Source organism: Microbacterium mitrae, from assembly GCF_008017445.1.
Classification (GTDB): domain Bacteria; phylum Actinomycetota; class Actinomycetes; order Actinomycetales; family Microbacteriaceae; genus Microbacterium; species Microbacterium mitrae.
Window position 1 is genome coordinate 61006 of record NZ_VRSW01000003.1, and the last position, 21938, is coordinate 82943.

Annotated in this window: 21 protein-coding genes; 11 read left to right on the forward strand and 10 right to left on the reverse strand. The window is 64.8% G+C overall.

Features of this window, described 5'->3' with window-relative positions; genetic code table 11:
• Positions 1 to 12: 12 nt before the first annotated feature.
• From FVP60_RS09615 to FVP60_RS13060, 4 genes are all read right to left on the reverse strand, one after another.
• Complete coding sequence (locus FVP60_RS09615) at positions 13 to 819, reverse strand: siderophore-interacting protein (RefSeq protein ID WP_147826077.1); 807 nt, start codon at positions 817 to 819, stop codon at positions 13 to 15.
• Positions 820 to 1293: 474 nt separating this feature from the next.
• A complete protein-coding gene (gene purD, locus FVP60_RS09620; RefSeq protein WP_147826078.1) occupies positions 1294 to 2565 on the reverse strand; it encodes a phosphoribosylamine--glycine ligase in 1272 nt (423 codons plus the stop codon).
• 271 nt (positions 2566 to 2836) lie between these two features.
• Complete coding sequence (locus FVP60_RS09625) at positions 2837 to 3193, reverse strand: sterol carrier family protein (protein ID WP_147826079.1); 357 nt, start codon at positions 3191 to 3193, stop codon at positions 2837 to 2839.
• Between the two features lie 7 nt (positions 3194 to 3200).
• Complete coding sequence (locus FVP60_RS13060; RefSeq protein WP_187240632.1) at positions 3201 to 4784, reverse strand: AAA family ATPase; 1584 nt, start codon at positions 4782 to 4784, stop codon at positions 3201 to 3203.
• A gap of 239 nt (positions 4785 to 5023) precedes the next feature.
• On the opposite strand from FVP60_RS13060, the gene FVP60_RS09635 reads away from it, so the two are divergent.
• On the forward strand, positions 5024 to 5350 hold the full coding sequence (locus FVP60_RS09635) for a potassium transporter Trk (protein WP_147826080.1): 327 nt from the start codon (positions 5024 to 5026) through the stop codon (positions 5348 to 5350).
• Positions 5351 to 5400: 50 nt separating this feature from the next.
• Here the strand turns inward: FVP60_RS09635 and FVP60_RS09640 are convergent, their stop codons facing one another.
• Positions 5401 to 6012 (reverse strand): zinc-binding alcohol dehydrogenase, encoded by a 612-nt coding sequence (locus FVP60_RS09640; protein ID WP_147826081.1) that lies wholly within the window; start codon positions 6010 to 6012, stop codon positions 5401 to 5403.
• Positions 6013 to 6212: 200 nt separating this feature from the next.
• On the opposite strand from FVP60_RS09640, the gene purM reads away from it, so the two are divergent.
• On the forward strand, positions 6213 to 7265 hold the full coding sequence (gene purM / locus FVP60_RS09645; protein ID WP_246132572.1) for a phosphoribosylformylglycinamidine cyclo-ligase: 1053 nt from the start codon (positions 6213 to 6215) through the stop codon (positions 7263 to 7265).
• 6 nt (positions 7266 to 7271) lie between these two features.
• The gene (gene purF, locus FVP60_RS09650; RefSeq protein ID WP_147826083.1) at positions 7272 to 8732 is read left to right on the forward strand and encodes an amidophosphoribosyltransferase; all 1461 of its coding nucleotides are present in this window, start codon (positions 7272 to 7274) and stop codon (positions 8730 to 8732) included.
• 167 nt (positions 8733 to 8899) lie between these two features.
• Here purF and FVP60_RS09655 read toward each other — a convergent pair whose 3' ends face one another.
• Positions 8900 to 9094: a DUF3073 domain-containing protein gene (locus FVP60_RS09655; protein WP_147826084.1), complete on the reverse strand. Its 195-nt coding sequence runs from the start codon at positions 9092 to 9094 to the stop codon at positions 8900 to 8902.
• Positions 9095 to 9222: 128 nt separating this feature from the next.
• Between FVP60_RS09655 and FVP60_RS09660 the strand changes: the two genes are divergently transcribed.
• Positions 9223 to 9768, forward strand: a complete 546-nt coding sequence (locus tag FVP60_RS09660; protein ID WP_147826085.1) for a universal stress protein — start codon at positions 9223 to 9225, stop codon at positions 9766 to 9768.
• On the opposite strand, the gene FVP60_RS09665 is transcribed toward FVP60_RS09660, so the two are convergent.
• Together FVP60_RS09665 and FVP60_RS09670 are read right to left on the reverse strand one after the other, a co-directional pair.
• Positions 9765 to 10379, reverse strand: a complete 615-nt coding sequence (locus FVP60_RS09665; RefSeq protein WP_147826086.1) for a PadR family transcriptional regulator — start codon at positions 10377 to 10379, stop codon at positions 9765 to 9767. The genes FVP60_RS09660 and FVP60_RS09665 overlap by 4 nt on opposite strands.
• Positions 10376 to 11242 carry a DUF4097 family beta strand repeat-containing protein gene (locus FVP60_RS09670; protein WP_147826087.1) on the reverse strand — a complete coding sequence of 289 codons (867 nt, stop codon included), beginning with the start codon at positions 11240 to 11242 and terminating at the stop codon, positions 10376 to 10378. The genes FVP60_RS09665 and FVP60_RS09670 overlap by 4 nt, the downstream gene beginning before the upstream one ends.
• 161 nt (positions 11243 to 11403) lie before the next feature.
• Between FVP60_RS09670 and FVP60_RS09675 the strand changes: the two genes are divergently transcribed.
• The gene (locus FVP60_RS09675; RefSeq protein WP_147826088.1) at positions 11404 to 12153 is read left to right on the forward strand and encodes a MerR family transcriptional regulator; all 750 of its coding nucleotides are present in this window, start codon (positions 11404 to 11406) and stop codon (positions 12151 to 12153) included.
• Between the two features lie 713 nt (positions 12154 to 12866).
• Complete coding sequence (gene dcd, locus FVP60_RS09680) at positions 12867 to 13472, forward strand: dCTP deaminase (protein WP_147826089.1); 606 nt, start codon at positions 12867 to 12869, stop codon at positions 13470 to 13472.
• A 671-nt stretch (positions 13473 to 14143) separates the two neighbouring features.
• Here the strand turns inward: dcd and FVP60_RS09685 are convergent.
• Entirely contained in the window at positions 14144 to 14971 is an 828-nt protein-coding gene (locus tag FVP60_RS09685) for a tetratricopeptide repeat protein (RefSeq protein WP_147826090.1), read from the reverse strand.
• A gap of 90 nt (positions 14972 to 15061) precedes the next feature.
• Between FVP60_RS09685 and FVP60_RS09690 the strand changes: the two genes are divergently transcribed.
• Positions 15062 to 16492 (forward strand): MFS transporter, encoded by a 1431-nt coding sequence (locus FVP60_RS09690; protein ID WP_147826091.1) that lies wholly within the window; start codon positions 15062 to 15064, stop codon positions 16490 to 16492.
• Between the two features lie 159 nt (positions 16493 to 16651).
• Here the strand turns inward: FVP60_RS09690 and FVP60_RS09695 are convergent, their stop codons facing one another.
• Positions 16652 to 17401, reverse strand: coding sequence for a hypothetical protein (locus tag FVP60_RS09695; protein WP_147826092.1), 750 nt, complete (start codon positions 17399 to 17401; stop codon positions 16652 to 16654).
• Positions 17402 to 17515: 114 nt separating this feature from the next.
• On the opposite strand from FVP60_RS09695, the gene FVP60_RS13230 reads away from it, so the two are divergent.
• The 4 genes from FVP60_RS13230 to FVP60_RS09715 all read left to right on the forward strand — a co-directional run bounded on the left by FVP60_RS13230 (position 17516) and on the right by FVP60_RS09715 (position 21879).
• Positions 17516 to 18043, forward strand: coding sequence for a MarR family winged helix-turn-helix transcriptional regulator (locus FVP60_RS13230; RefSeq protein WP_246132553.1), 528 nt, complete (start codon positions 17516 to 17518; stop codon positions 18041 to 18043).
• Between the two features lie 373 nt (positions 18044 to 18416).
• Positions 18417 to 20276 carry a molecular chaperone DnaK gene (gene dnaK / locus FVP60_RS09705; protein ID WP_147826093.1) on the forward strand — a complete coding sequence of 620 codons (1860 nt, stop codon included), beginning with the start codon at positions 18417 to 18419 and terminating at the stop codon, positions 20274 to 20276.
• A gap of 8 nt (positions 20277 to 20284) precedes the next feature.
• Complete coding sequence (locus FVP60_RS09710) at positions 20285 to 20878, forward strand: nucleotide exchange factor GrpE (protein ID WP_147826094.1); 594 nt, start codon at positions 20285 to 20287, stop codon at positions 20876 to 20878.
• A 17-nt stretch (positions 20879 to 20895) separates the two neighbouring features.
• Positions 20896 to 21879 carry a DnaJ C-terminal domain-containing protein gene (locus tag FVP60_RS09715; protein ID WP_147826095.1) on the forward strand — a complete coding sequence of 328 codons (984 nt, stop codon included), beginning with the start codon at positions 20896 to 20898 and terminating at the stop codon, positions 21877 to 21879.
• Positions 21880 to 21938: the final 59 nt, after the last annotated feature.

Consider the following 21938-nt stretch of genomic DNA (forward strand, 5'->3'; position numbering starts at 1 on the left):
GGATTCGACGGGTTACTCGTCGGGGTCGGTGGGGTCAAGCGGTGCGTGGTGGTCCCACGCGACAACGCCGGTGCGCCAGTATCCGCTCACGGCGACCTGGGCTGCGGGCAGTGCGAGCGTGCGGCGCAGGTGGCGACGAATCGGAACCAGCACTGCGGCGTTGCCGGCGACAAAGACAAACGTGGATTCAGTGATGCCAACGCTCGCGAGCTCCGCGAGGGCGGCGCCGGCGTCGTTCGGGGTGACGATAACGCGCGCGCTCTCGCCAACGTAGCCCTGCACCCACGCGCCGTCGCCGGTCACGGTCGCGATGACGACAACCTCGGTGCCTACCCGGGCGTCTGCCACCCAGCGTGAGGCCGAAGGCATGGCGGTTTCGTCAGCGACCACGATGAGACGGGTGATGCCGGCGGGGAAGGATCGCGACCCACGCGGGCCGCCGATGGCGAGGGCGGAACCAACAGTCGCGTTGAGCGCGAACGAGGCGGCGGGGCCGGGGTTGACGTGCGTGTAGAAGTCGAGGTCAATCACGGTGCCGTCGCCGCTTTCGCGCACCAGCGGCGTGAAGTCGCGCGAAATGACGGCGGCAGGATTGCCATCTTTCGGGGTCGTGATGATGCCGGTCTTGGGGTTGGGGAGGAACAGCTTGATGTGGTCGGCCGCGCCGTTGCTAACAAACCCGGCAAGCTCCGCGCCGCCGATGGTGAGGCGCACCATGTCGGGTGCGACGCGCTGCACTGCCGTCACCTCCACCCGTCGCAGCACCAGCTCATGCATGGTGAGTTCGCGGTGAAAGAGAGCAGTCTGTTCCGTCGTCATACCCCCAGCTTAGGGCAACCTAACTTCCCCTGGCTCCGTGGTTCCGCAGCCTGGCTCCGTGGTTTCGGGGGACGGCTTCGTGGTTCCGGAACCCGGCCCTTGGTTTCGCGACTAGGCTCCGTGGTTTCGCGACTCGGCTCTGTGGTTCCGTAGCCCGGCTTCGTGGTTCCGGAACCACGGGCTCACGCGCGCAGCGTCGTGCGTTCCGCAACGCGAGGGCAGGAGATTACGCCGGAGGCAGGAGAATTGGCGCGAGGTTTCCTTCCCTCACGTGATTCTCCTTCTCTCGCGTGGGGTCGCGCCGGGTCGCGCCGTGTCGCGCCATGCACCACCGGTCTCTCGTCACGCGGCTCGGGGCAACGTCACGCACCCCATAGAAACGCCACGCACCCCACAGAAACGCCACGCACCCCACAGAAACGCCACGCACCCCACAGAAACGTCACGCATGCACGGTCTCGCCGCCCGCAGCGGCTACTCGGTGACGACGCGGGCGGCGATGTCTTTGCGGTACTGGGCGCCTTCGAGCTCGATCTTGCCGAGTGCGGCGTAGGCGCTGGTGCGGGCTTCGGCGAAGTCGTTGCCGAGGCCGACGACGTTGAGCACGCGTCCGCCGGTGGCGAGGAGAGCGGAACCATCGGCTGCGGTCGCAGCATGCGCGATGTGCACGTTGGGTACCGCGGCGGCCTGATCCAGGCCGGCTATCGGTCGGCCGGTGACGGGGTTCGCGGGGTAGCCCTCGCTCGCGAGCACGACGGTAACGGCAGCCTGCGAGGAAAATTCGGGCAGCGGCTCGTCTTCAAGGTTGCCGGATGCGGCCGCGAGCAACAGTTCAGACAGCGGCGTGACCAGACGCGGCAACACAACCTGGGTCTCGGGGTCGCCAAAGCGCGCGTTGAATTCAATGACCTTGATGCCGCTGTCGGTGAGGATCAGTCCCGCGTAAAGCAGGCCGATAAACGGGGTGCCTTCGCGGTCAAGCTGGCGGATCACGGGGAGGGCAACCTCGTCGGTCACCTGCTGCACAAACGCGGCTTCAGAACCGAACTGGTCGGCCAGCCAAGGCAGCGGCGAGTACGCGCCCATGCCGCCCGTGTTCGGACCCTCATCGCCATCGCCGAGGCGCTTGTAGTCTTGCGCCGGGCTGAGCGGGCGAACCGTATCGCCATCGGCGAGGAAGAACAGGCTGACCTCGGGGCCGGAGAGAAACTCTTCGACCAAGATGGGTCCGACCGGCAGGTAGGTTTCGGCGTGAGCGAGCGCGGCGTCGCGGTCGGTGGTCACGACGACACCCTTGCCCGCGGCCAGGCCATCGGCCTTGACGACGTACGGCGCGCCGTATTCGTCGAGTGTTGCGGCAACTTCGGCGAGCGTTGCGGCGCGGGTTGCGCGGCCGGTGGGAACGCCAGCGGCCTCCATGATGCGCTTGGCAAACGCCTTGGAACCTTCGAGAGCGGCAGCCTCCTTGCCCGGGCCGAAGACCGGGATTCCGCGCTGACGCAGCGAGTCAGAAACGCCCGCGATGAGCGGTGCCTCTGGGCCGACAACGACCAGGTCAATCGCATGTTCGATGGCGTAATTCGTGACCGCCACCGGATCGTTCGCGTTCAGCGCGACCGGCGTCGCATCCTGCGCAATGCCAGCATTGCCCGGCGCAATGAACAGGTCGTGAGCGACGCTCTCCGACTTCAGCGCAAGGATGATGGCGTGCTCGCGGGCACCGGAACCGAGAACCAGGATCTTCACAAAGCCAGCCTATCCGCCGCATCCCAAATCTCCCGCCCCGCGTCGTAACGCAAGACCACGGTTCCGCAATACCCGCCACCGACACAGGCGCGCGCTCGGCGCCTACCCCACGCGAGAGCAGGAGATTACCTCGGGAGAAGGAAATCTCACGCCTCCGCTCCTGCTGTGGGCGTAGTTTCCGTCTCTCGCGTCGTGCGCAGGCGCACCCCGGAACCAGGGCTCTGGTGCACCCCGGAACCAGAGGGCCAAGGCGCACCTCGGAACCAGGGGTTTAGGGGCGAAGCGGAACCAGGGCGGAGAGGTCGGCGCGGGTGCCGGAAGCAGAAATCAGGCCGGCGGCGTAAAGCTCATCCCAGGTCTGTGCGCCGGTTGCGAGGGCGATCCAGGTGTCGGCGTCGGTCTCGACCACGTTGGGCGGCGTTCCGCGGGTGTGGCGCGGACCCTCCAACACCTGAACCGCACCAAACGGCGGCACTCGTACCTCCACCGTGTTGCCCGGCGCTTTTTCGGCGAGCAACTGCAGCAGGTACCGCACGGCCGTTGCTCGGTCGGTGCGCGCCGTTGACCCGTCGAGCACGGCCGCCAGGGCTCGACGACCGATCGTCGTGTCGATTTTCGGCGCGGGCATTCGCGGGCTAGAGCCCCTGGGCGACGGCCGCCGCGGCCGCAAGCCACGCACGCTGCGTCTCGGGCTTGAGAGCGTCGTACGAAAGCTTGCCCGCTCGCATGGCCGGGTCAAACGGAATCACGCTTGCGGCACGCGCCATCGACCGGAACCCGTCGGCCACCTTCTCGGCCTGCGCGGTTCCGCCCTTGTGGTCTGCCTGCGACACCACAACGACGGCGTCGCGCGCGAGTTGTGCCGAGTGCTCGCCGCGCTCGCGCAGTGCCTCAAGGAGCAGGGCGCCGGCCTCGGCGTGCTCGCCGCGCGCGGTGGTGGCGATGACGATCTGGTCGGCCTGATCGATCATGCGGCGCCAGCGGTCGGCCGACTCGTCGTTGCCGGAGTCAATGAAAATGAGGCGGAAATACTTCGCCGCGACCGAGTGAATGGCATCGAACTCGTTCATCGTGAGGCGCTGGTCTTCGGCCAGAATGTTCGGGTTTGAGCGCAGCACGTCGTACTTGTCGGCAACCTGGTGGTGCAGGTAGCCGGTCAGATCGGAGGAGCGCGCCTCAGAAGACATGAGCGAGGACGCATTGGGCAGCAATGCCTGCACCGTCGCCTCGTGCTGACCCTGCTCGGTGCGCCAGCCCAAGGTTCCGCGGGTCTCGTTGTTGTCCCACGCCAGCACGCCGGAGCCGCCGTTGCGCGCAAAAACAGCCGACAGCATGGCGGTGGTCGGGGTCTTCGAGGCGCCACCCTTGCCGTTCACGATCGCAATCGTGCGCGGGCCCGACCAGTGCTGGCTGACGCGCGCAATGTCGGAACGCTCCGAGGCCTCGGCCGCGTTGGGTGCGAGTCTGAAGCCCACCTTGTTGAGAGCGCCGCGCATGCCGCGCTCGGCGCGAGCGGCCGCCGTCTCTTCTTCGATGAACGAGCGCCGTGCGGGGCCCGCGGGTCGGTCGTTCACAACGGCTGCGGGGGCTGGAGCTTCAGTCACGACGGGGGAGTCCTGTTCTGCCGCGACGGCGGCAACGGGTGCGGAAGATTCGGGGGTCGGAACCGTGGGCTGCGGAACCACGGGTGCGGCGGGTGCGGCAGTAACGTCGTTCGCCACCGCGGCGGCCTCGGGCGCCGAACCAACAGCCGGCACCGGAGGAACATCGGCAGCCTGGGGCTCCGAAGCAACATCAGCGCCCGGCGCTGCGACCGGGGTGATGCCGCGTGCCGGCGTGGGCGTCGGAACGCTGCGCACGATGGGCAGACGACCCGTGTTGATGGGAGAGTTCATGTCGGGCGCGCCCTCGGGCACGTACGAAACCTCGGGAGCCATCTCCATCTCGCGCTGCGGCGGCAGCGGGGCGGTGCTCTCTTCGACATTGCCGTTCGGGTTGACCACCAGGTGGGCGGTGCCAGACGGATCTTTGGAGACGACGGTCACGGCGCGGTCGTGCTCGGCGGCGTGAGCAACCAGAACGCCGATGGCGCGAGCGCGGGCGCGCTCAACGGATGACTCCGCGATGAGCTCAGTACGGTCGCCAATGACGACAACACCACTGCCGTCTGCGCGAATGGTGGCGGTTGCCGGCGTGCGGTTTTCCGTCGACGTTTCCATACTTCATCCTCCGTATGGTGCCGCACCCGTGGTTCCGGCACCAATCTCGTTGCGCTCGCGCGCGACGCCCAGCTCATTAATGCCGCGCCACCGCAAGTTTACAGGGGTAAACCGTGGGAATTCGGCGAATGCCGACAGACGCGCGGCGGGTGCGATACCGGCGCCGAGTGACACTTTCGTTACCGGATGTGGAGGTGGATCGCGGCTAACGCTCAGGGTGGCGGTGACACAATGGATACATGCCCGAACAGACCTCCACCACGGTGACAGAGGGGCGCGTACGTCGCGTTCCTCGGTACGGCGTCTTCCTGGTGATGGGTGGTGCTCTGGGTGTTTTGACGGCGGCGATACTGACGCTGACGTTCGATGGCATTGCCGAGCCGAGTGAGATTGGCGTCACCTACTCGCAGAGCCAGGTGTTCGGATTCCTCATGCTCTACTGCGCAGCCGGTGGGGTCATGCTGGGCGCCATCGTCGCCCTGATTCTCGACAAGACCGTTGGTCGCCGCACGCACACCGTGACGATGACGACCGAGAAGGTCATCGAGCAGCCCGACGCGGCCTAAAACCGTCGCGGCCTAAGGCCGAGCAGCCCGACGCGGCCTAAAACCGTCGACTAACCGATCTCGTCGACCACGGCGGCCAGCGCCGAGTCGAACGCGACCACATCGGAGCGCACCGAGTCGGTAATGGCGATGGTGAGCGCGCCGATCCACCACACGCCCCGTTGACTAAGCGGCAGCACCTCGACGTTCAACTCGAAATCGTTGGCGCTGCGCCCGGTGGTGCGGTGCAGCGTCGAAATCGCGTTCACGTAAGGCCTCCGAGCCTCGCCGCCGCGACGCGAAGACTCGTCAGAGTAGCGCTGACTCGCCTCCGCGGCGTAGGCCATGGCGGCGGGGGCGAGCGGAACCATGGCAGCGCGAAGTTCGTCAGCATCGGTGACCGGGAGGGCCACGAAGTCACCGAATCCGTCGACCAGGTCGAGCGGCCCCGAATGGGTGTGCGCCCGCGGTTCCACCGTGAGGTCCCAGTACAGCCGCCACTGGCGTTCCAGCGCGTCGTGCTCGCGATCGGAGCGGATGGGCGCCGCGATCGGGGCATTGCGCAGCGTGGGCAGCTCATGTCGCCCGCGAATGCCCAGCGCTTGCCGGGCGTAGAGCGCAACCATCACCGCGTGGGAGGCCTCCTCACGGATCACCCACCGAGACTGCGCTTCATCGTGCATGCGCCCATTCTATGAACCTCTGTCGCCCAATCGGGCAAGATCTGTCGCCCGATCGGGCACGGTTATGCGGGGATCTTGACCCCCGCAGAGCAGGTAGGCTGTCAGTCGTGGCCGCTGAAGCTCAGGCAAACGAATCCCCCCTCTCCGCCTACGCGGCAGCAGGTGTTGACACCGTCGCAGGTGACCTCGCTGTCGAACTCATGAAGAACGCCGTGCGCTCTACCCACGGAGCCGAAGTGCTCGGTGGCGTCGGCGGGTTTGCCGGCATGTTTGATGCCAGCGCGCTGCGTGACTACCGCCGCCCGCTGCTGGCAACAAGCACCGATGGCGTCGGAACCAAGGTGGCCATCGCGCAGGCCATCGACAAGCACGACACCGTCGGCCAAGACCTCGTCGGCATGGTCGTTGATGACATTGTGGTTGTGGGTGCCAAGCCCCTCTTCATGACCGACTACATTGCCACCGGCAAGGTGGTTCCACAGCGCATCGCAGACATCGTGCGCGGCATCGCCGAAGCGTGCTCAGCCACCGGCACCGCCCTCGTCGGCGGCGAGACGGCGGAGCACCCCGGACTCCTCGGACCGAACGACTACGACATGGCGGGAGCTGCCACCGGCGTCGTTGAGGCAGACGACGTGCTTGGTGCCGACCGCGTTCAAGACGGTGACGTCGTGCTCGCCCTCGGCTCCAGCGGCCTGCACTCCAACGGCTACTCGCTCGTTCGTCACATCATCACGAACGCCAATATCTCTTACGGCGACAACGCCGCTGACTTCGCAACGACGTGGGGTGAGGCGCTGCTCGAACCGACCCGCCTTTACACGACGCCGCTGCTGAACCTCATCGAAGAGCTGCCGGGTGTGGTGCACTCGCTGAGCCACGTCACCGGCGGCGGCATTGCCGCAAACCTGGCGCGCGTGCTGCCCCCGACGGCCTGGTGCGATGTTGACCGCTCGACGTGGTCGCCGCTTCCGGTGTTCCAGGTGCTTACCAGCGTTGCGGGCATGCGCCTGGAAGACACCGAGGGCACGTGGAACCTCGGCATCGGCTTTCTTGCCGTGGTCGACGCGAGCCGCGCGGCTGATGCGATTGCGGCGATCAACCGTCAGGGCATCGACGCCTGGCAGGTGGCGACCGTGCGCATGACCGACCGGCCCGCCGGCGACTACGAACAGGGCGCCAAGGGTGTTGACGGCGGCGCCGTTCGCCTCGTTGGTTCCTATGCAGCATCATCTGGAAAGGGCGCGGAGTAACACCCCATGTGCGGCATCGTCGGAATGGTCGGCTCTGGGCCGGTTAATCAAGACATTTACGACTCCCTCGGATTGCTGCAGCACCGTGGTCAAGACTCCACCGGTCTTGCCACGGCTGAGCCCAATGGCGTCTTTCACATCAACAAGGCCAAGGGCATGGTGCGCGAGGTCTTCCGCACGCGCGATATGCGCAACCTCGTCGGAAACGTCGGCCTCGGCCACGTTCGCTACGCGACCATGGGGGCCGCGGCCAACGAAGAAGAGGCGCAGCCCTTTTACGTCAACGCGCCTTATGGCATCGTGCTGGTGCACAACGGCAACCTCACCAACACGCGTGAGCTGACCGAAGAGCTGTTCAGCAAAGACCGCCGCCACCTCAACACCACGAGCGACACCGAACTGCTCGTCAACGTTTTGGGTTCCGAATTGCAGACCGCCATTGCCGGACCCGACCTCGACACCGCGCAGATCTTCGAGGCGGTGCGCCGCGTCCACCAGCGCGTCGAAGGTTCCTACGCCACCATCGCGCTGATCGCCGGCCACGGCCTGCTGGCCTTCCGCGACCCGTTTGGCATTCGCCCGCTCATCATGGGCAAGCGAACGGCGGCGAACGGTAAGACCGAGTGGATGGTCGCGTCAGAGTCGCTGGTGCTGGAGAACGGCGACTACGAAATCGTGCGCGACGTAGCGCCCGGCGAGGCTATCTTCATCGACACCGACGGTGTGATGACCGCGCAGCAGACCGCAGAGGCAACGCGACTTGCGCCGTGCTCGTTTGAATACGTGTACCTGGCCCGCCCCGACTCCATCATGAACGGCATCTCGGTCTACGAGACGCGTCTGCGCATGGGCGACCGCTTGGCCGCAACCATCGCCAAGCACGTCGATGTTTCGCAGATCGACGTGGTCATGCCGATTCCTGACTCCTCGCGCCCCTCGGCCATGCAGGTTGCCCGCAAGCTCGGAATCGAATACCGCGAGGGCTTCTACAAGAACCGCTACGTCGGCCGCACCTTCATCATGCCGGGGCAGGCCACCCGCAAGAAGAGCGTGCGGCAGAAGCTCAACGCCATGTCGACGGAATTTCAGGGCAAGAACGTGCTGCTGATCGACGACTCGATCGTGCGCGGAACCACGAGCAAGCAGATTATTCAGATGGCACGCGACGCGGGCGCCAAGTCCGTCATCTTCGCCTCGGCCGCACCCCCCGTGCGGTTCCCTCACGTGTACGGCATCAACATGCCTAACCACAACGAGCTGGTGGCGCACGGCCGCACCATCCCCGAGATTGCGGTCGAGCTGGGCTGCGATGGCCTGGTTTACCAGGAGGTCGAAGACCTGCGTGAGTCGATTCTGCAGGGCACCGACATCGCCGAGCTCGACATGAGCTGCTTCGACGGCAACTACGTGACCGGAACCGTCACCGACGAGTACCTCGAATGGGTCGAGAAGGTCAAGTCAAGCTAACGCAAAGGCGGGGCCTGGCAACCCAGACCCCGCCTGACGTTTGGTTCGACGAGCGATCTCGTGTCGACGAGCGATCTCGTGTCGACGAGCGATCTCGCGCACCGCGCGTCGCGCACCGAAGAATCGCGCCACCTGATCGGTGACGCGATCGCGCGAAAGCTACTCAGCTACGCGGTTTCCCGCGTTTCCGAGTCTTCTTCGTCCTCGTCGGCGTACATGTCGGCCCACTTGTCGACGTATTCGTCTTCTTCAGCGGGTACACCGATCTCACGCTGCAGCGCGGCGTAATTAACGTCCGGGCTGAAGGACTTGAGTTCGCGGGCGAGCTTAGTGTGCTTCGCCTTCTGACGGCCACGCCCCATGCGCAACCCCCTCACGAGTTCACTGCGGGCGGTCAAACCCGACTATTCACGATTCCGACTCTCGGTCGGTAAGAGTAAAGTCCAGGATACCATGACGGGGCACCGTCCCCCCTGCAGAGAGGACAGCAATGAGTACTTCACCTGCGCACGACCCGGCCCTGGATCCGTTTGACGCCGACGCCGTTCGCGGCGCCGTGATTGTCGGCCTGATGCCGGGCCAGAACCCGCGGGTTCTTCGTGAAGCCGCGAAGTTTGCGACCCTCCTGAATGTTCCGCTGGTTGGCGCCTACGTCGACACGACTCGATTCGTCACATATGAAGAGCCGGGTGGCACCGTGCACTCCGCCGCGCTTGATCTTTCGGTGGAATCAAAGCAGGTCGACTACGAAAATCTAGTGGCTGAAACGCGTGAAGCGTTGGCCGGAACCGACACCGTCTGCGTCGTGCGGGAGCTCGTGGGTGACCCGGCTTTTGCCATCCGCGACCTTGCTGACGAGGTGGGTGCCAAGCTGATCGTGGTCGGAACCCGCCGCCCGGGTCTCGGCGAAACTCTCCGCGAGTTCATCACTGGTTCCGTCGCCGCCCGACTCGCGCACCGCCAAAAACGCAACATTCTGGTGGTTCCACATGGCGAAGTCGTCGACGACGACACGCCCCTCTTTCCCTCTGACTAACGATCGCGGCGGCGCAGCGACGCGGTGAGAGTGCGCGCTGCGTCGTCCATCGCGTCGATAAACGCGGTTACGGCTTCGGCATCGATCGTGCCGCCGCGCGCCACCTGCGTGCGCAGATCGGTGCGCACTCGCGCGCGGAAATTGGTGAGTGCGGCGTCGGCGCGGTGCAACTGTTCGCGCGCCTCGGAACGAGCGTCTTGGTGGGCAACCTTCGGCGCGGTTTCACGCATGGAACGCGCGGCGGCGGCGAGGTCGGCGTTCAACGACCGCATCGCGTCTTGCACGCTGGAGCGCACGCCATCGGCGATCAGGCGCACCGAGTCGGCAAGGCCAGACTCGATATTGTCCAGGTCATCGCGGCGGGAGGCCACCTCGGCGCGGCCGGCCTCGGTGATCTCGTAGATCGTCTTTCGGCCATCGACCGTCTTGGTGACGAGTCCCTCTTCCTCCAGCTTCGCAAGGCGCGGGTAGATCGTTCCGGCGCTCGGCGTATAGGTGCCGCCCGTGCGGTCGGTGAGCGCCTGGATCAGGTCATAGCCGTGCCGCGGGGCCTCATCGAGGAGGAGCAGCAGGTAGAGCCGCAGGTCGCCGTGCTGAAAGACGGGGGTCATGATGATGCCTCATCGTTGTTGGTGGTGGCTTCGGTTGGCACGCTGGGTGCCGGAACCATGGGGCGGCGAAGCACGGTGACGTTGCCGGAGACGGCGTTGACGCGGGCGTCGACAAACTTGCCAGAAAGGTCGCCGCGAGTGACGGTGACGTTGGACGGTCCGACGGTGGTGTGCTGCGCGCCGTCGAGCAGAATCTTGCCGCTGACAGTGCGCATCACATAGTTGGCGGCGAGGTCATCGTCGAGGCGGATGGTGGAGGCGCCCGAGACGGTGTTGAGGTTGATGTCGTGCACGTAGCCGGTGGCGTCAACGAGCATGTCGCCGGAGACGGTGTCGATAGAAACCTTGGGGGTGTGGCCAACGACGGTGACGTCGCCGGAGACGGTGTTGGCATTGAAGCGGCCATCGAGGTCTCGCACCTGAGTCTCGCCGGAGACGGCGTTGACCGAGAGGTCGCCGGTGAGGCCGTCAACCACGATGTCGCCCGAAACAGTGTTGAGTTTGGCACCGTTTTCGAGCCCAGCGACCAGTGCGGAGGCGCTCACGACACCGAGCGTCAGTGCGATGCTGCGGGGCACGGCAACAGAGATCTCAGCCTTGGGGCCGGTGGTGGTGAAGTTGCGGAAAACTTCGAGAAAGTTGTCCCAACGCAATTGGGCGTGGTCGATTTCGAGCAGGTCGCTGGTCAGCTCGATGCGGAGGTCTTTGAGTGTGACGTTGTGAACCTCGATGCGGATGGTCGGCTCGTCGTGCGCAATAACGTCAACCTGACCGCCCACCAGGCCGATCTTGAGCTTGGGGGTGGCGGGCACGTCGATAACGCGCGTGTCACCGGGGCTGATGAGCCACTTTTCTACGGGCATTCTTTGCTCCTTCGTTACTCGCGATATATCGCGTTGAGAAACGATAACACGATATATCGCGAGTTGCCCATCGTTCGCAGAGAACTTTCGGAAATGGGTCGATTGGGGGCTTGACCTTGACGCAGCGGAAGGTTTTATCGTCGAATGCGAAAGGAAAACGCATGGAATGGTCGATCCAACAGATAGCCAAGCTTTCGGGCACGACGAGCCGCACGCTGCGCCACTACGGCGACGTGGGCTTATTGGTTCCGGCGCGCACCGGCGCCAACGGCTATCGCTACTACGACGACGACAACCTCGTCACCCTGCAACGCATCTTGCTGCTGCGGGAGATGGGGCTCGGACTCGACAACATTCGCGACGTATTGGCGCGCGACGTGAGCGAAGCCACCGCGCTTGAGGGCCACCTTGAATGGCTGCGCGGCGAACAGAATCGCATCGCTCGGCAGATCATTGCGGTCAGATCGACCCTGCATGCTCGCAAGGAAGGAGTGCCCCTCGTGGCAGAAAACACATTTGATGGCTTTGACCACACCCAGTACAAGGATGAGGTCGAGCAGCGCTGGGGAGCCGACGCCTACCGTCGCTCCGACGCGTGGTGGCGCGGCATGTCAGACGCCGAGAAGCAGACGTGGCAGGCTGATGTTTCGGCGCTCGGCGCGGACTGGACGGCCGCAGCCGCGCGGGGGATTGACCCCGCGAGTGACGAGGCCCAGCAGCTCGCCGCGCGTCACGTCGCGTGGCTGACGTCGATTCCCGGAACCCCGGCCGGCGACGGCGGCGACGTCGCCGCCTACGTGCTGGGCCTGGGTGAAATGTACGTGGCCGACCCGCGCTTCGCCGCCAACTACGGCGACACGGCCGGCGCCGAGTTCGTGCGCGACGCCCTCGCGCTCTACGTCGCGGAGTGAGCCGCCGTTATGATCCCGCGCTGACTCGCGCCGTGGTTTCGGGGTTTCGTGGTTCCGGGGTGCCGCATGCGGAAGCGGGTTCGTTTCCTTGGTTCTGCAGGAATAACGCGTGTGCTGGCGATGCTGACCTGGGGTTTTTTCACCGGGGTGTGAGTTTTTCCTGCAGAACCGGGGCTGGAACCGCGTGTGCCGCTGGCGCGGTTCGGTCCGTGGTTCCGTGGTTCCGTGGTTCCGGTTCCGGGGTTCCGCAGTTCGGCGGTGCCGCATCCGGAGGCGTTTCCTCGGTTCTGCAGGAATAACGTGCTTGCTGGCGAAGCTGACCTGGGGTTTTCTCGCCGGGGCGTGAGTTTTTCCTGCAGAACCCGGACCGGAAACTCGGGGCTGCTGGCGCGTTCCGGTCCCGTGGTGCAGGCGGATCGGGGCGTTTCCTTGGTTCTGCAGGAATAACGCGTGTGCTGGCGATTTTGACCGGGGGTTTTCTCATCGGGGTGTGAGTTTTTCCTGCAGAACCGGGGCTGGAACCGTGGGTGCGGCTGGCCGCGAGTGCTGGCTACTGGCGCGTAGGGGATTCGGTTGTTCCGCCCGGCCTCACGCGTTCCGTTCGGGGTTCCGCCCCGGCCGGGGCCTGTGTCATGGTTCCGTTCGCGGGCAATCGCGGGGGCGCTGGTGCAATCTATTCTGCGGGCGGTGGCGCGGCATCGTAGGCTGGTTCCGTGCTGCTCTCTGATCGCGATATTCAGGCTGAACTGACCGCTGGCCGCATTGGTCTTGAACCGAGTGATGCGGCGATGATTCAGCCGTCGAGCGTCGACGTGCGTCTCGACCGATACTTTCGGTTGTTCGACAACCACAAGTACCCGTTCATCGATCCCGCTGAAGACCAGCCCGAGCTCACGCACCTCATCGAGGTCGACCCGAAAGAGCCGTTCATCCTGCACCCCGGCGAGTTCGTGCTCGGCTCCACCTACGAGCAGGTCACCCTGCCCGACAATATTGCGGCGCGTCTCGAAGGTAAGTCGTCACTCGGGCGGCTCGGGTTGCTGACCCACTCCACGGCCGGCTTCATCGACCCCGGATTCTCCGGTCACGTGACCCTTGAGCTGTCGAATGTGGCGACCTTGCCGATCAAGCTCTGGCCCGGAATGAAGATCGGCCAGTTGTGCTTCTTCCAGCTGTCCTCGCCCGCGATCAACCCCTACGGAGCCGGTGCCTACGCCAACCGGTACCAGGGACAGCGCGGGCCGACCGCATCGCGTTCGTTCCAGAACTTCCACCACACCGACGTCAGCGTGACCGACGCCGGCGCCCCCGGCAACTAATAGCCGGCCGCAATCCGGACTCGCTGGATACTCCGCCAACACGGCGCCATCGTGGCGTATCTCTATCGCGCCTCGTGACCGGACATGTGGTTCCGGAACCAGGGCGACGGGTTCGGAACCAGGGTGATGGGTTCGGAGTGGGCGACGGTTTCAGGGCGCGCGTCGGTTTTGACGACCTCTTCGCGCCACGGCGGGCTTCCCAAATATCGGCGGCGTGGTTCCGAAACCGCCGTGTCAGGGTTGTCGACCGGCGCGTCGTGCGCACTGATCCGACATTTGGGAAGGCGCGAGCTGGAACCACGGGGTCGGGCGCGAGCACCTCGTGCATAAGGCTCGCCCCGAAACCTTGCACGGCACCCGAAACCCCGCATAGCGCCGGAACCAGGGCGACGGTGAGAGGCGTGCGTCGGTTTTGAGGACCCCTTCGCGCGTCCCGGGCCTCCCAAATGTCGGAGGCGTGGTTCCGAAACCGCCGCATGAGCGTTGTCGACCGGCGCGTCGCGCGAACTGCTCCGACATTTGGGAAGTCGCGGGCCGGAACCACGTGGTCGGGTGCGAGGGTCTTTCGCCGATTCCGCGAGCCCACCCGAAACCCCGCCCCGCACACCCGGAACCACGGGGCCGGTCGAGAGCATCCCCCCGAAACCCACGCCCCAATCGGCGGGAGAATGTCAGACGTTAAGCGGAAGATGTGCGAGCTCGTGGGCGCGGCGCGCGTAGCGGGCGCTCTTGTCGTCGCTCAGCGGCGCACCTTGGCCGGTCGCGTACATGTTCGCGAGTGTGCTGGCGGCGCGCACGCTGCCGGCGTCGGCGGCGCGCAGATACCAGGTGAGGGCCTTCGCCTCGTCGCGGGTCATGCCGTTGCCGGTCGCGTAGGCTCCGGCGAGGTTCGCCATCGCTCGCGCGTACCCGAGCTTTGCCGCCTGATGCAGGTGGGTGGTGGCCGCCTCGTCATCGTGCGATCCGCCAAAGCCGGTCGCCTCGTAAACGTAAAGCTCAAACAGTGCTTCGGCCGAGCCTGCGTCGGCGGCCGCCTGCATCATGGCACGCGCGCGGCCGGGGTTTTTGGCATAGCCGTGACCGCTGGCGAGCATGTACCCGGTGTAGACCATGGCCTCGACGCCCGGCGCGGTTCGGAGCAACACGTTCAACTGCGACGCGGCGCGAACGTAATGCTCGCTCGTCAGATCGCTCGGCAACAGGTGCACGGCGCGGGCATAGGAGAGTGTGGCGGCGTGATCACCGCTCGCGGCTGCGACCGCCAGTACGTCGAGTGCCTCGCGCAGTACGGCGGGGTCGCCATCGGCGGTGCGCACCAGGTGACGGCCGAGGTCGCCCCCGGCGCCAGAAACGCCGCCGTCAAGTGCCTCACGCAACAACGTCGTGATCTCGCCCACCGTCTCGTCCGCCGCAGTCGTGGTTCCGCCGTCGGCTTCGGCCATCAGTGCGCGCGCTCGAGCCCGCGCGGTGTGCGCGTGCTCCAAAGCGGTCTCGCTCACGTCGGCCTCCTGATGTGCGATTCACCACACAATAACAAGTTCGACCCTTTGGTTAACTGTGCGGATGCCCCGACGCACTAAGGTGAGCGCATGAGCAATGAGATGCCCACGAGCCGCAAGATTCCGACTGCGGCGAACACCGGGGCCATTGCTCCGATCGGCCTGGAGCTGAATGAAGACCGGACGATCCCCAAGAAGCAGATCTGGTCATGGGCGATGTGGGACTGGGCGACCCAGCCCTTCAACAGTGTCATTCTGACTTTCGTTTTTGTGTCGCTGTATCTGGTCAGCGACTCGTTTCTCTCGCCCGAGATCGCAGCGCTCGCCGAAGATGCGCCCGAGAAGCAGCGGGCCCTCGCCGAGCTGAGCGCGACGCTCGGATGGGGCGGAACCATTGCTGGCATTTTCATCGCGGTGCTTGCGCCCGTGCTCGCGCAGCGCGCCGACGCCGCAGGCCGACGCAAGCGGTGGCTGCTGATCTACACCGGCGCGCTTATCGTCACGATGTTCTTGCTCTATTTCGTGCAGGCAGACCCGGCGTACTTCATGCTCGGCGTCGTGCTGATCTCCGCCGGAACGGTGTTCAGCGAGCTCGCCGGCGTCAATTACAACGCCATGATCACTCAGATCTCCACCCCATCGACGGTGGGGCGAATTAGTGGTCTCGGCTGGGGTCTCGGCTACATCGGCGGCATCGTTGCCCTCGTGATCGTGGTGGTGCTGAACACGTTCGACTGGTTTGGCATGGACACCTCCAACGGTCAGGCCTACCGCCTCATCGGTGTCGGCGCCGCCGTGTGGGCATGCATCTTTGTGATTCCGATGATCCTGAACGTGCCCGAAACCCCACGCATGCAGTCCAAGCCGCGCGGCGGCAACTGGGTCACCGACTTCTTGCTGAGCTACCGCGACCTCTACCACCACGTGCGCCGCATCTTCCGCGAGTCGCGCCCCACCTTCTGGTTCTTGGTGGCCTCGGCCGTTTACCGAGATGGGCTCAGTGGCGTCTTTACATTCGGCGCGATTATCGCCGCCCGGGTGTACGGATTCTCGACCAACGAGGTCATCATCTTCGGCATCGCCGCGAACCTCATCGCGGGAATTGGAACCATCATCGCCGGCCGCTTGGACGACATCTTCGGCCCCCGCAACGTCATCATCGGCGCTCTGACCGCACTCCTCGGCGCCGGACTGTTGGTGTTCTTCCTGCACGACGCCGGTTCGATCGTGTTCTGGATCTGCGGCATGATCCTTTCCGCACTCGTCGGCCCAGTGCAGGCAGCATCGCGTTCGCTGCTCGCCCGCGTGACGCCCGCGGGCCGCGAGGGAGAAATCTTTGGCCTCTACGCCACCACAGGCCGTGCCGCGAGCTTCCTTGCCGCCATGCTGTGGGCGATCTTTACCAGCGCAATGGGCGCGATCTACTGGGGAATCCTCGGCATCATGATCGTGGTCGGCGCCGGCCTCGTGCTCATGCTGTTCGTGAAGATGCCGCCGATGGGTTCCCGCGCGACGCGATAGCGGAACCACGGATTCGCGATAGCGGAACCACGGAACTGGCGGGACTGGAACCGCGAGGCTGGAACTGCTGGAACCCGGCGCCGACGGGGCGAGAGCCGTGGCGCAACGACAAAATGCGGACCCGAGAGGGTCCGCATTTTGCTTTCATGGGCTGAGTGCTTAACTCTGCTCGCTCGCCCCGCCATTGCGGTGGCGTCCGCGACCTCGGCCGTGGTGCATGCCGAAACCACGCGGGTGGCCGTGACGGCCCCGCGAGTGATCGCCGTGCTGCTCCGATCCGCAGAACTCTCTATTAACGTCGCTGGCGTGCGGGTGCTCGGCGTGCGCGTGCTCGGCGTGCGCGTGACGCATGCCGTGACGCATGCCGGGGTGCATTCCATGACGCATGCCGCGCCAGGGGCCGAAGCCGGGCATGCGCGAGGCCATCCGCTCGCGCATCTGGTCGCGCTTCGTGCGTCGCGCCTCGCGTGCGGCGTCCGCGCCACCGAGAGAGTCGATGAGCGAGGTCAGCGCCTCGTTGAGAGCGTCACCATGTGCCGCCGGAATAGAGGCGGTGATGATGTCATCAAGTCGTGCGCACTCGGCTTCGCCTGCCGGCGTCAGACGCCATGCCTGATCCGTGAACGCGATCCAGCCGCGAGCAGCGAAGGTGGCTGCGACGGAACCGGGCTGTGCGACCTTGACGTCGAGGCTGTGGCGAATGTGCCGAGCGCGTTCGGCATGATCAATCTCGCCGAGGCGGGCGAGTCGGTCAAGGAGTCGGAACTCGCGCAGGCTGCTGCCCGCATCCGCGAGCGCCCGTTCCGTTGCGTTGGCCACGAGCGCCTGGGCGTCACGCAAAAGCGGGCCAAGCGAACGATTGTCGCTCGTGGTGGGCGATGAGTCTGGGGGAGTCATGGGGGTGTTCATGGGAGTCCTTTCGTGGATCGCAGAACCTTTCGCGATCTCAATGCATGTCATATTGCATGTATGTACTATGACATGCGAATTCATTCCATGTCAAGTTGCATGTAATCTGGAGGGATGAACAAGCCGGGAGATCAAGAGATCGACGCGATCGCGGCGGCTCTCGCCGCGATGCGATCCGGGCGAGGCGGCCCGCGAGGCCTGCACCCTGGCTGGGGCCCCGGCATGCGAGGTGGCCCGTTTGCTCACCGCGGTCACCCCGCCGCCGAGTCGGACGATCATCGCGCGCACGGCGGTCGCCACGCCGCGGGCCCCGCCCGCATGCGCATGCTTGATGCGCTCGCCGCATCAAAAGAACCCATGTCGATTAGCGAGATCGCCGAGGTGGTCGGTGTCGATCAGCCGCGCGCCTCCCGCCTCGTGCAGCAGGCTGAAATGATGGGGCTCGTGTTGCGGGAGGCTGACCCTCAAGATGCGCGTCGAACCCGCGTCGCGCTGACTGATCAGGGTCGCAAGGCGGTCGCGTTCATGCGAAACGATCGCCGCGATCGCATCGGCGCCACCCTCGAGCAGTTCACGCCGCAAGAGCGCGCAGACTTCGCGCGGCTCTTCACCAAGTTCGCCACCGCCTGGTCGTCGCGCTAGCTCAGCTCGCGACCCTGGATTTCCCTCGTGCGCAGCCCCGCACGAAGCGGAACCAAGCACGCCCGCGTGGGTTTTTTCCGCCGCCGTGTTCCGTCTCGCCACCGGCCCCGTGGTTCCGCCTCGCCACCGGCCTCGTGGTTCCGCGGCTGAACCGCCTTTCCTGAGTGCCAGCTTTGTGTTTTCAAAGTTGAGCCAGAACATGTCAAGTTTGTCTTGACAATTCGAGAAGGCCGGATTTAACATTGAGTCATCAAGGCTCAAGTCTTGAGAAACCCCTCGCCAATACGGTGAGGTCACAGATTTAGGCTGCGGCCCAGAAAGGGCGAGCCGCCGCCTGCAGGGTGAAAGCTGCTAGGCACGAAAGGAAAAACAAATGGCACGTGCAGTAGGTATTGACCTCGGTACGACGAACTCGGTCGTCTCCGTTCTCGAGGGTGGCGAGCCAAAGGTCATCGCCAACGCTGAGGGATTCCGCACGACCCCGTCGGTCGTCGCATTCACGAAAGACGGCGAGGTGCTCGTCGGCGAGACCGCCAAGCGCCAGGCCGTCACCAACGTTGACCGCACCATCGCGTCGGTCAAGCGCCACATCGGTACGGACTGGACGTTCGATGTCGATGGCAAGAAGTACACGCCGCAGGAGATTTCGGCTCGTATTCTCGGCAAGCTGAAGAAGGACGCAGAGGAGTACCTGGGCGACACCGTCACCGACGCTGTCATCACGGTTCCGGCATACTTCAACGACGCCGAGCGTCAGGCAACGAAAGACGCTGGTGAGATCGCCGGCCTCAACGTTCTGCGCATCATCAACGAGCCCACCGCGGCTGCACTCGCATACGGTCTTGACAAGGGTAAAGAAGACGAGCTCATCCTCGTGTTCGACCTCGGTGGCGGAACCTTCGACGTCTCGCTGCTCGAAGTGGGCAAGGACGACGACTTCTCCACCATTCAGGTTCGCGCAACCGCCGGTGACAACCGCCTCGGTGGCGACGACTGGGACCAGCGCATCGTTGACTGGCTGATCAAGCAGTTCAAGGACACCACGGGTGTTGACGTTTCGGGCGACAAGATCGCACTGCAGCGTCTGAAGGAAGCGGCTGAGCAGGCGAAGAAGGAGCTCTCCAGCTCCATGTCGACCTCGATCAACCTGCCCTACCTGTCGCTGACCGACTCGGGCCCCGTCTCGCTGAGCGAGACGCTGACGCGTGCAAAGTTCGAAGACCTCACCAAGGATCTGCTCGACCGCACGAAGAAGCCGTTCGAAGACGTTATCCGTGAGGCTGGCGTCAAGGTTTCTGACATCGACCACGTGGTTCTCGTCGGTGGCTCGACCCGCATGCCGCAGGTTGCCGAGCTCGTCAAGAAGATGACCGGTGGCCAGGAAGCCAACAAGGGTGTTAACCCGGATGAGGTTGTCGCCGTTGGTGCAGCCCTCCAGGCTGGTGTGCTGAAGGGCGAGCGCAAGGACGTTCTGCTCATCGACGTCACCCCGCTGAGCCTCGGTATCGAGACCAAGGGTGGCATGATGACCAAGCTCATCGAGCGCAACACCGCCATCCCGACCAAGCGTTCGGAGACCTTCACCACCGCCGACGACAACCAGCCGTCGGTTGCGATCCAGGTGTTCCAGGGTGAGCGTGAGTTCACTCGCGACAACAAGCCGCTCGGAACCTTCGAGCTCACGGGTATCGCTCCGGCACCCCGTGGCATCCCGCAGATCGAGGTCACCTTCGACATCGACGCCAACGGCATCGTGCACGTCTCCGCTAAGGACAAGGGCACGGGCAAGGAGCAGTCGATGACGATCACCGGTGGCTCCTCGCTGCCGAAGGAAGACATCGAGCGCATGGTGCGCGAGGCTGAAGAGCACGCCGCTGAAGACAAGAAGCGCCGTGAGTCTGCAGAAACGCGGAACCAGGCTGAGTCGCTTGCGTACTCGATCGAGAAGCTGATCGAGGAAAACGAAGAGAAGCTGCCGGCAGACGTCAAGGAGTCGGTCCAGGCTGACGTTGACGCGCTGAAGACGGCACTCGCCGGCGAGGATGACGACGCTGTGAAGACGGCGTTTGACAAGCTGAACGAGAGCCAGGGCAAGCTGGGTGAGGCGATCTACGCATCGGCTCAGGCCGAGGCTGGCGCTGAGGCTCCTCAGGCTGACGCCTCCGACGCACCGGCTGCTGATGACGATGTCATCGACGCCGAGGTTGTCGAAGACGAAGACGACAAGAAGTAAGAGGAACCATGTCGGACGAGAAGGATTTCGACCCCACATCGTCGAATGCTTCGTCCGCAGAGCAGGGGTCGGAGGCTCACGCCTCCGGCCCCGCTTCGCAGGACGACGAGTTGACGGTTGACGACATCCTCGGCGCGCCGCAAAGCGCCGATGCTGCCGCCGCGGCAGACGCGGCGGTGACAGATGCCGAGAACACGATGCTCAACGACCTCAAGCGACTGCAGGCAGAGTATGCAAACTACCGTCGTCGCACGGAAGAGCAGCGGGAGATTGAAAAACAGCGCACCAAGGGTGACGTTGTGAAGTCTCTCCTGCCGGTGCTGGACGACTTGGACCGTGCGGAGAAGCACGGCGACCTCACTGAGGGCAGCGCTTTTGCTGTCATTGCGGACAAGGTTCGCGCGCTCGTCACCCGTCAGGGTGTTGAGACGTACGGCGCCGTGGGCGATGCATTCGACCCCCAGCGCCACGAAGCGATCTTCCAGCAGCCCACCCCGGGCGTCACGGAAATCACCATCATCGACGTCGTCGAGGTGGGATACCGGCTCGGTGACGTGGAGCTGCGCCCCGCCAAGGTCGTCGTTGCTGTTCCCGCCGAATAGGCGAAAGAGAGAATCATATGGCGAGCCAGGACTGGTTCGACAAGGACTTCTATAAGGTCCTCGGTGTCGACAAGAGCGTCACCGAAGCTGACCTGAAGAAGACCTACCGCAAGCTTGCGCGCAAGTATCACCCCGACTCCAATCAGGGTGATGCGAGCGCCGAGGCGAAGTTCAAAGAGATCAGCGAAGCGTATTCGGTGCTGAGCGATACCGAACAGCGGGCCGAGTACGACCAGATCCGCGCCATGGGCTCCGGAGCCCGGTTTACCTCGGGTGGCCGCAGTGGTCAGCCGGGCGGGTTTGAAGACGTCTTCAGTGGTTTTGGTCGCACGTCTCGCGGCCAGCAGCAGACCAACTTTGAAGACATCTTCGCGATGTTTAATCAAGACCCGATGTCAGACTTCGATGCCCGCTACGGTTCCGGCCGTCGCACGGGCTTTGGTGGTCCGACGAAGGGTGGCGATTTCACCGCGCGCACCACGATCGACTTCACCACGGCGGTCAAGGGTGAGACCATCACCCTCGCCGGTGAAGACGGACACCCGTTCAAGGTCAAGATTCCCGCCGGCGTCGCCGATGGTCAAAAGATTCGGTTGCGCGGACGCGGACGCCCGTCGCCCAATGGCGGCGAAAACGGCGACATCGTTGTGACGGTCGCGGTGCGCAAGCACCCGGTTTTCGAACGCGATGGCCTGAACCTCAAGGTGACCGTTCCGGTGACCTTCACGGAGGCCGCACTCGGCGCGACCATCGAGGTTCCGACCCTCGGCGGCGACCCCGTCAAGCTCAAGGTTGCACCCGGCACCCCGTCGGGTCGCACCATGCGCGTCAAGGGGCGCGGCGTACACACGGCCAAGGGCACGGGCGACTTGCTCGCCTCGGTGCAGGTCGTGGTTCCGTCCCACCTTGAAGGCGAAGCCAAGGCTGCGCTTGAGGCGTTTGCCGCGGCGGAACCAAAAGAGAATCCGCGAGCAGAACTGCTCGCTAAGGCACGCGCCTAGCGTGATTGCTCGTGCCGCACCGATTTCGGGTGCGGCACGAGCGCCCGGCGGGGAGAAAC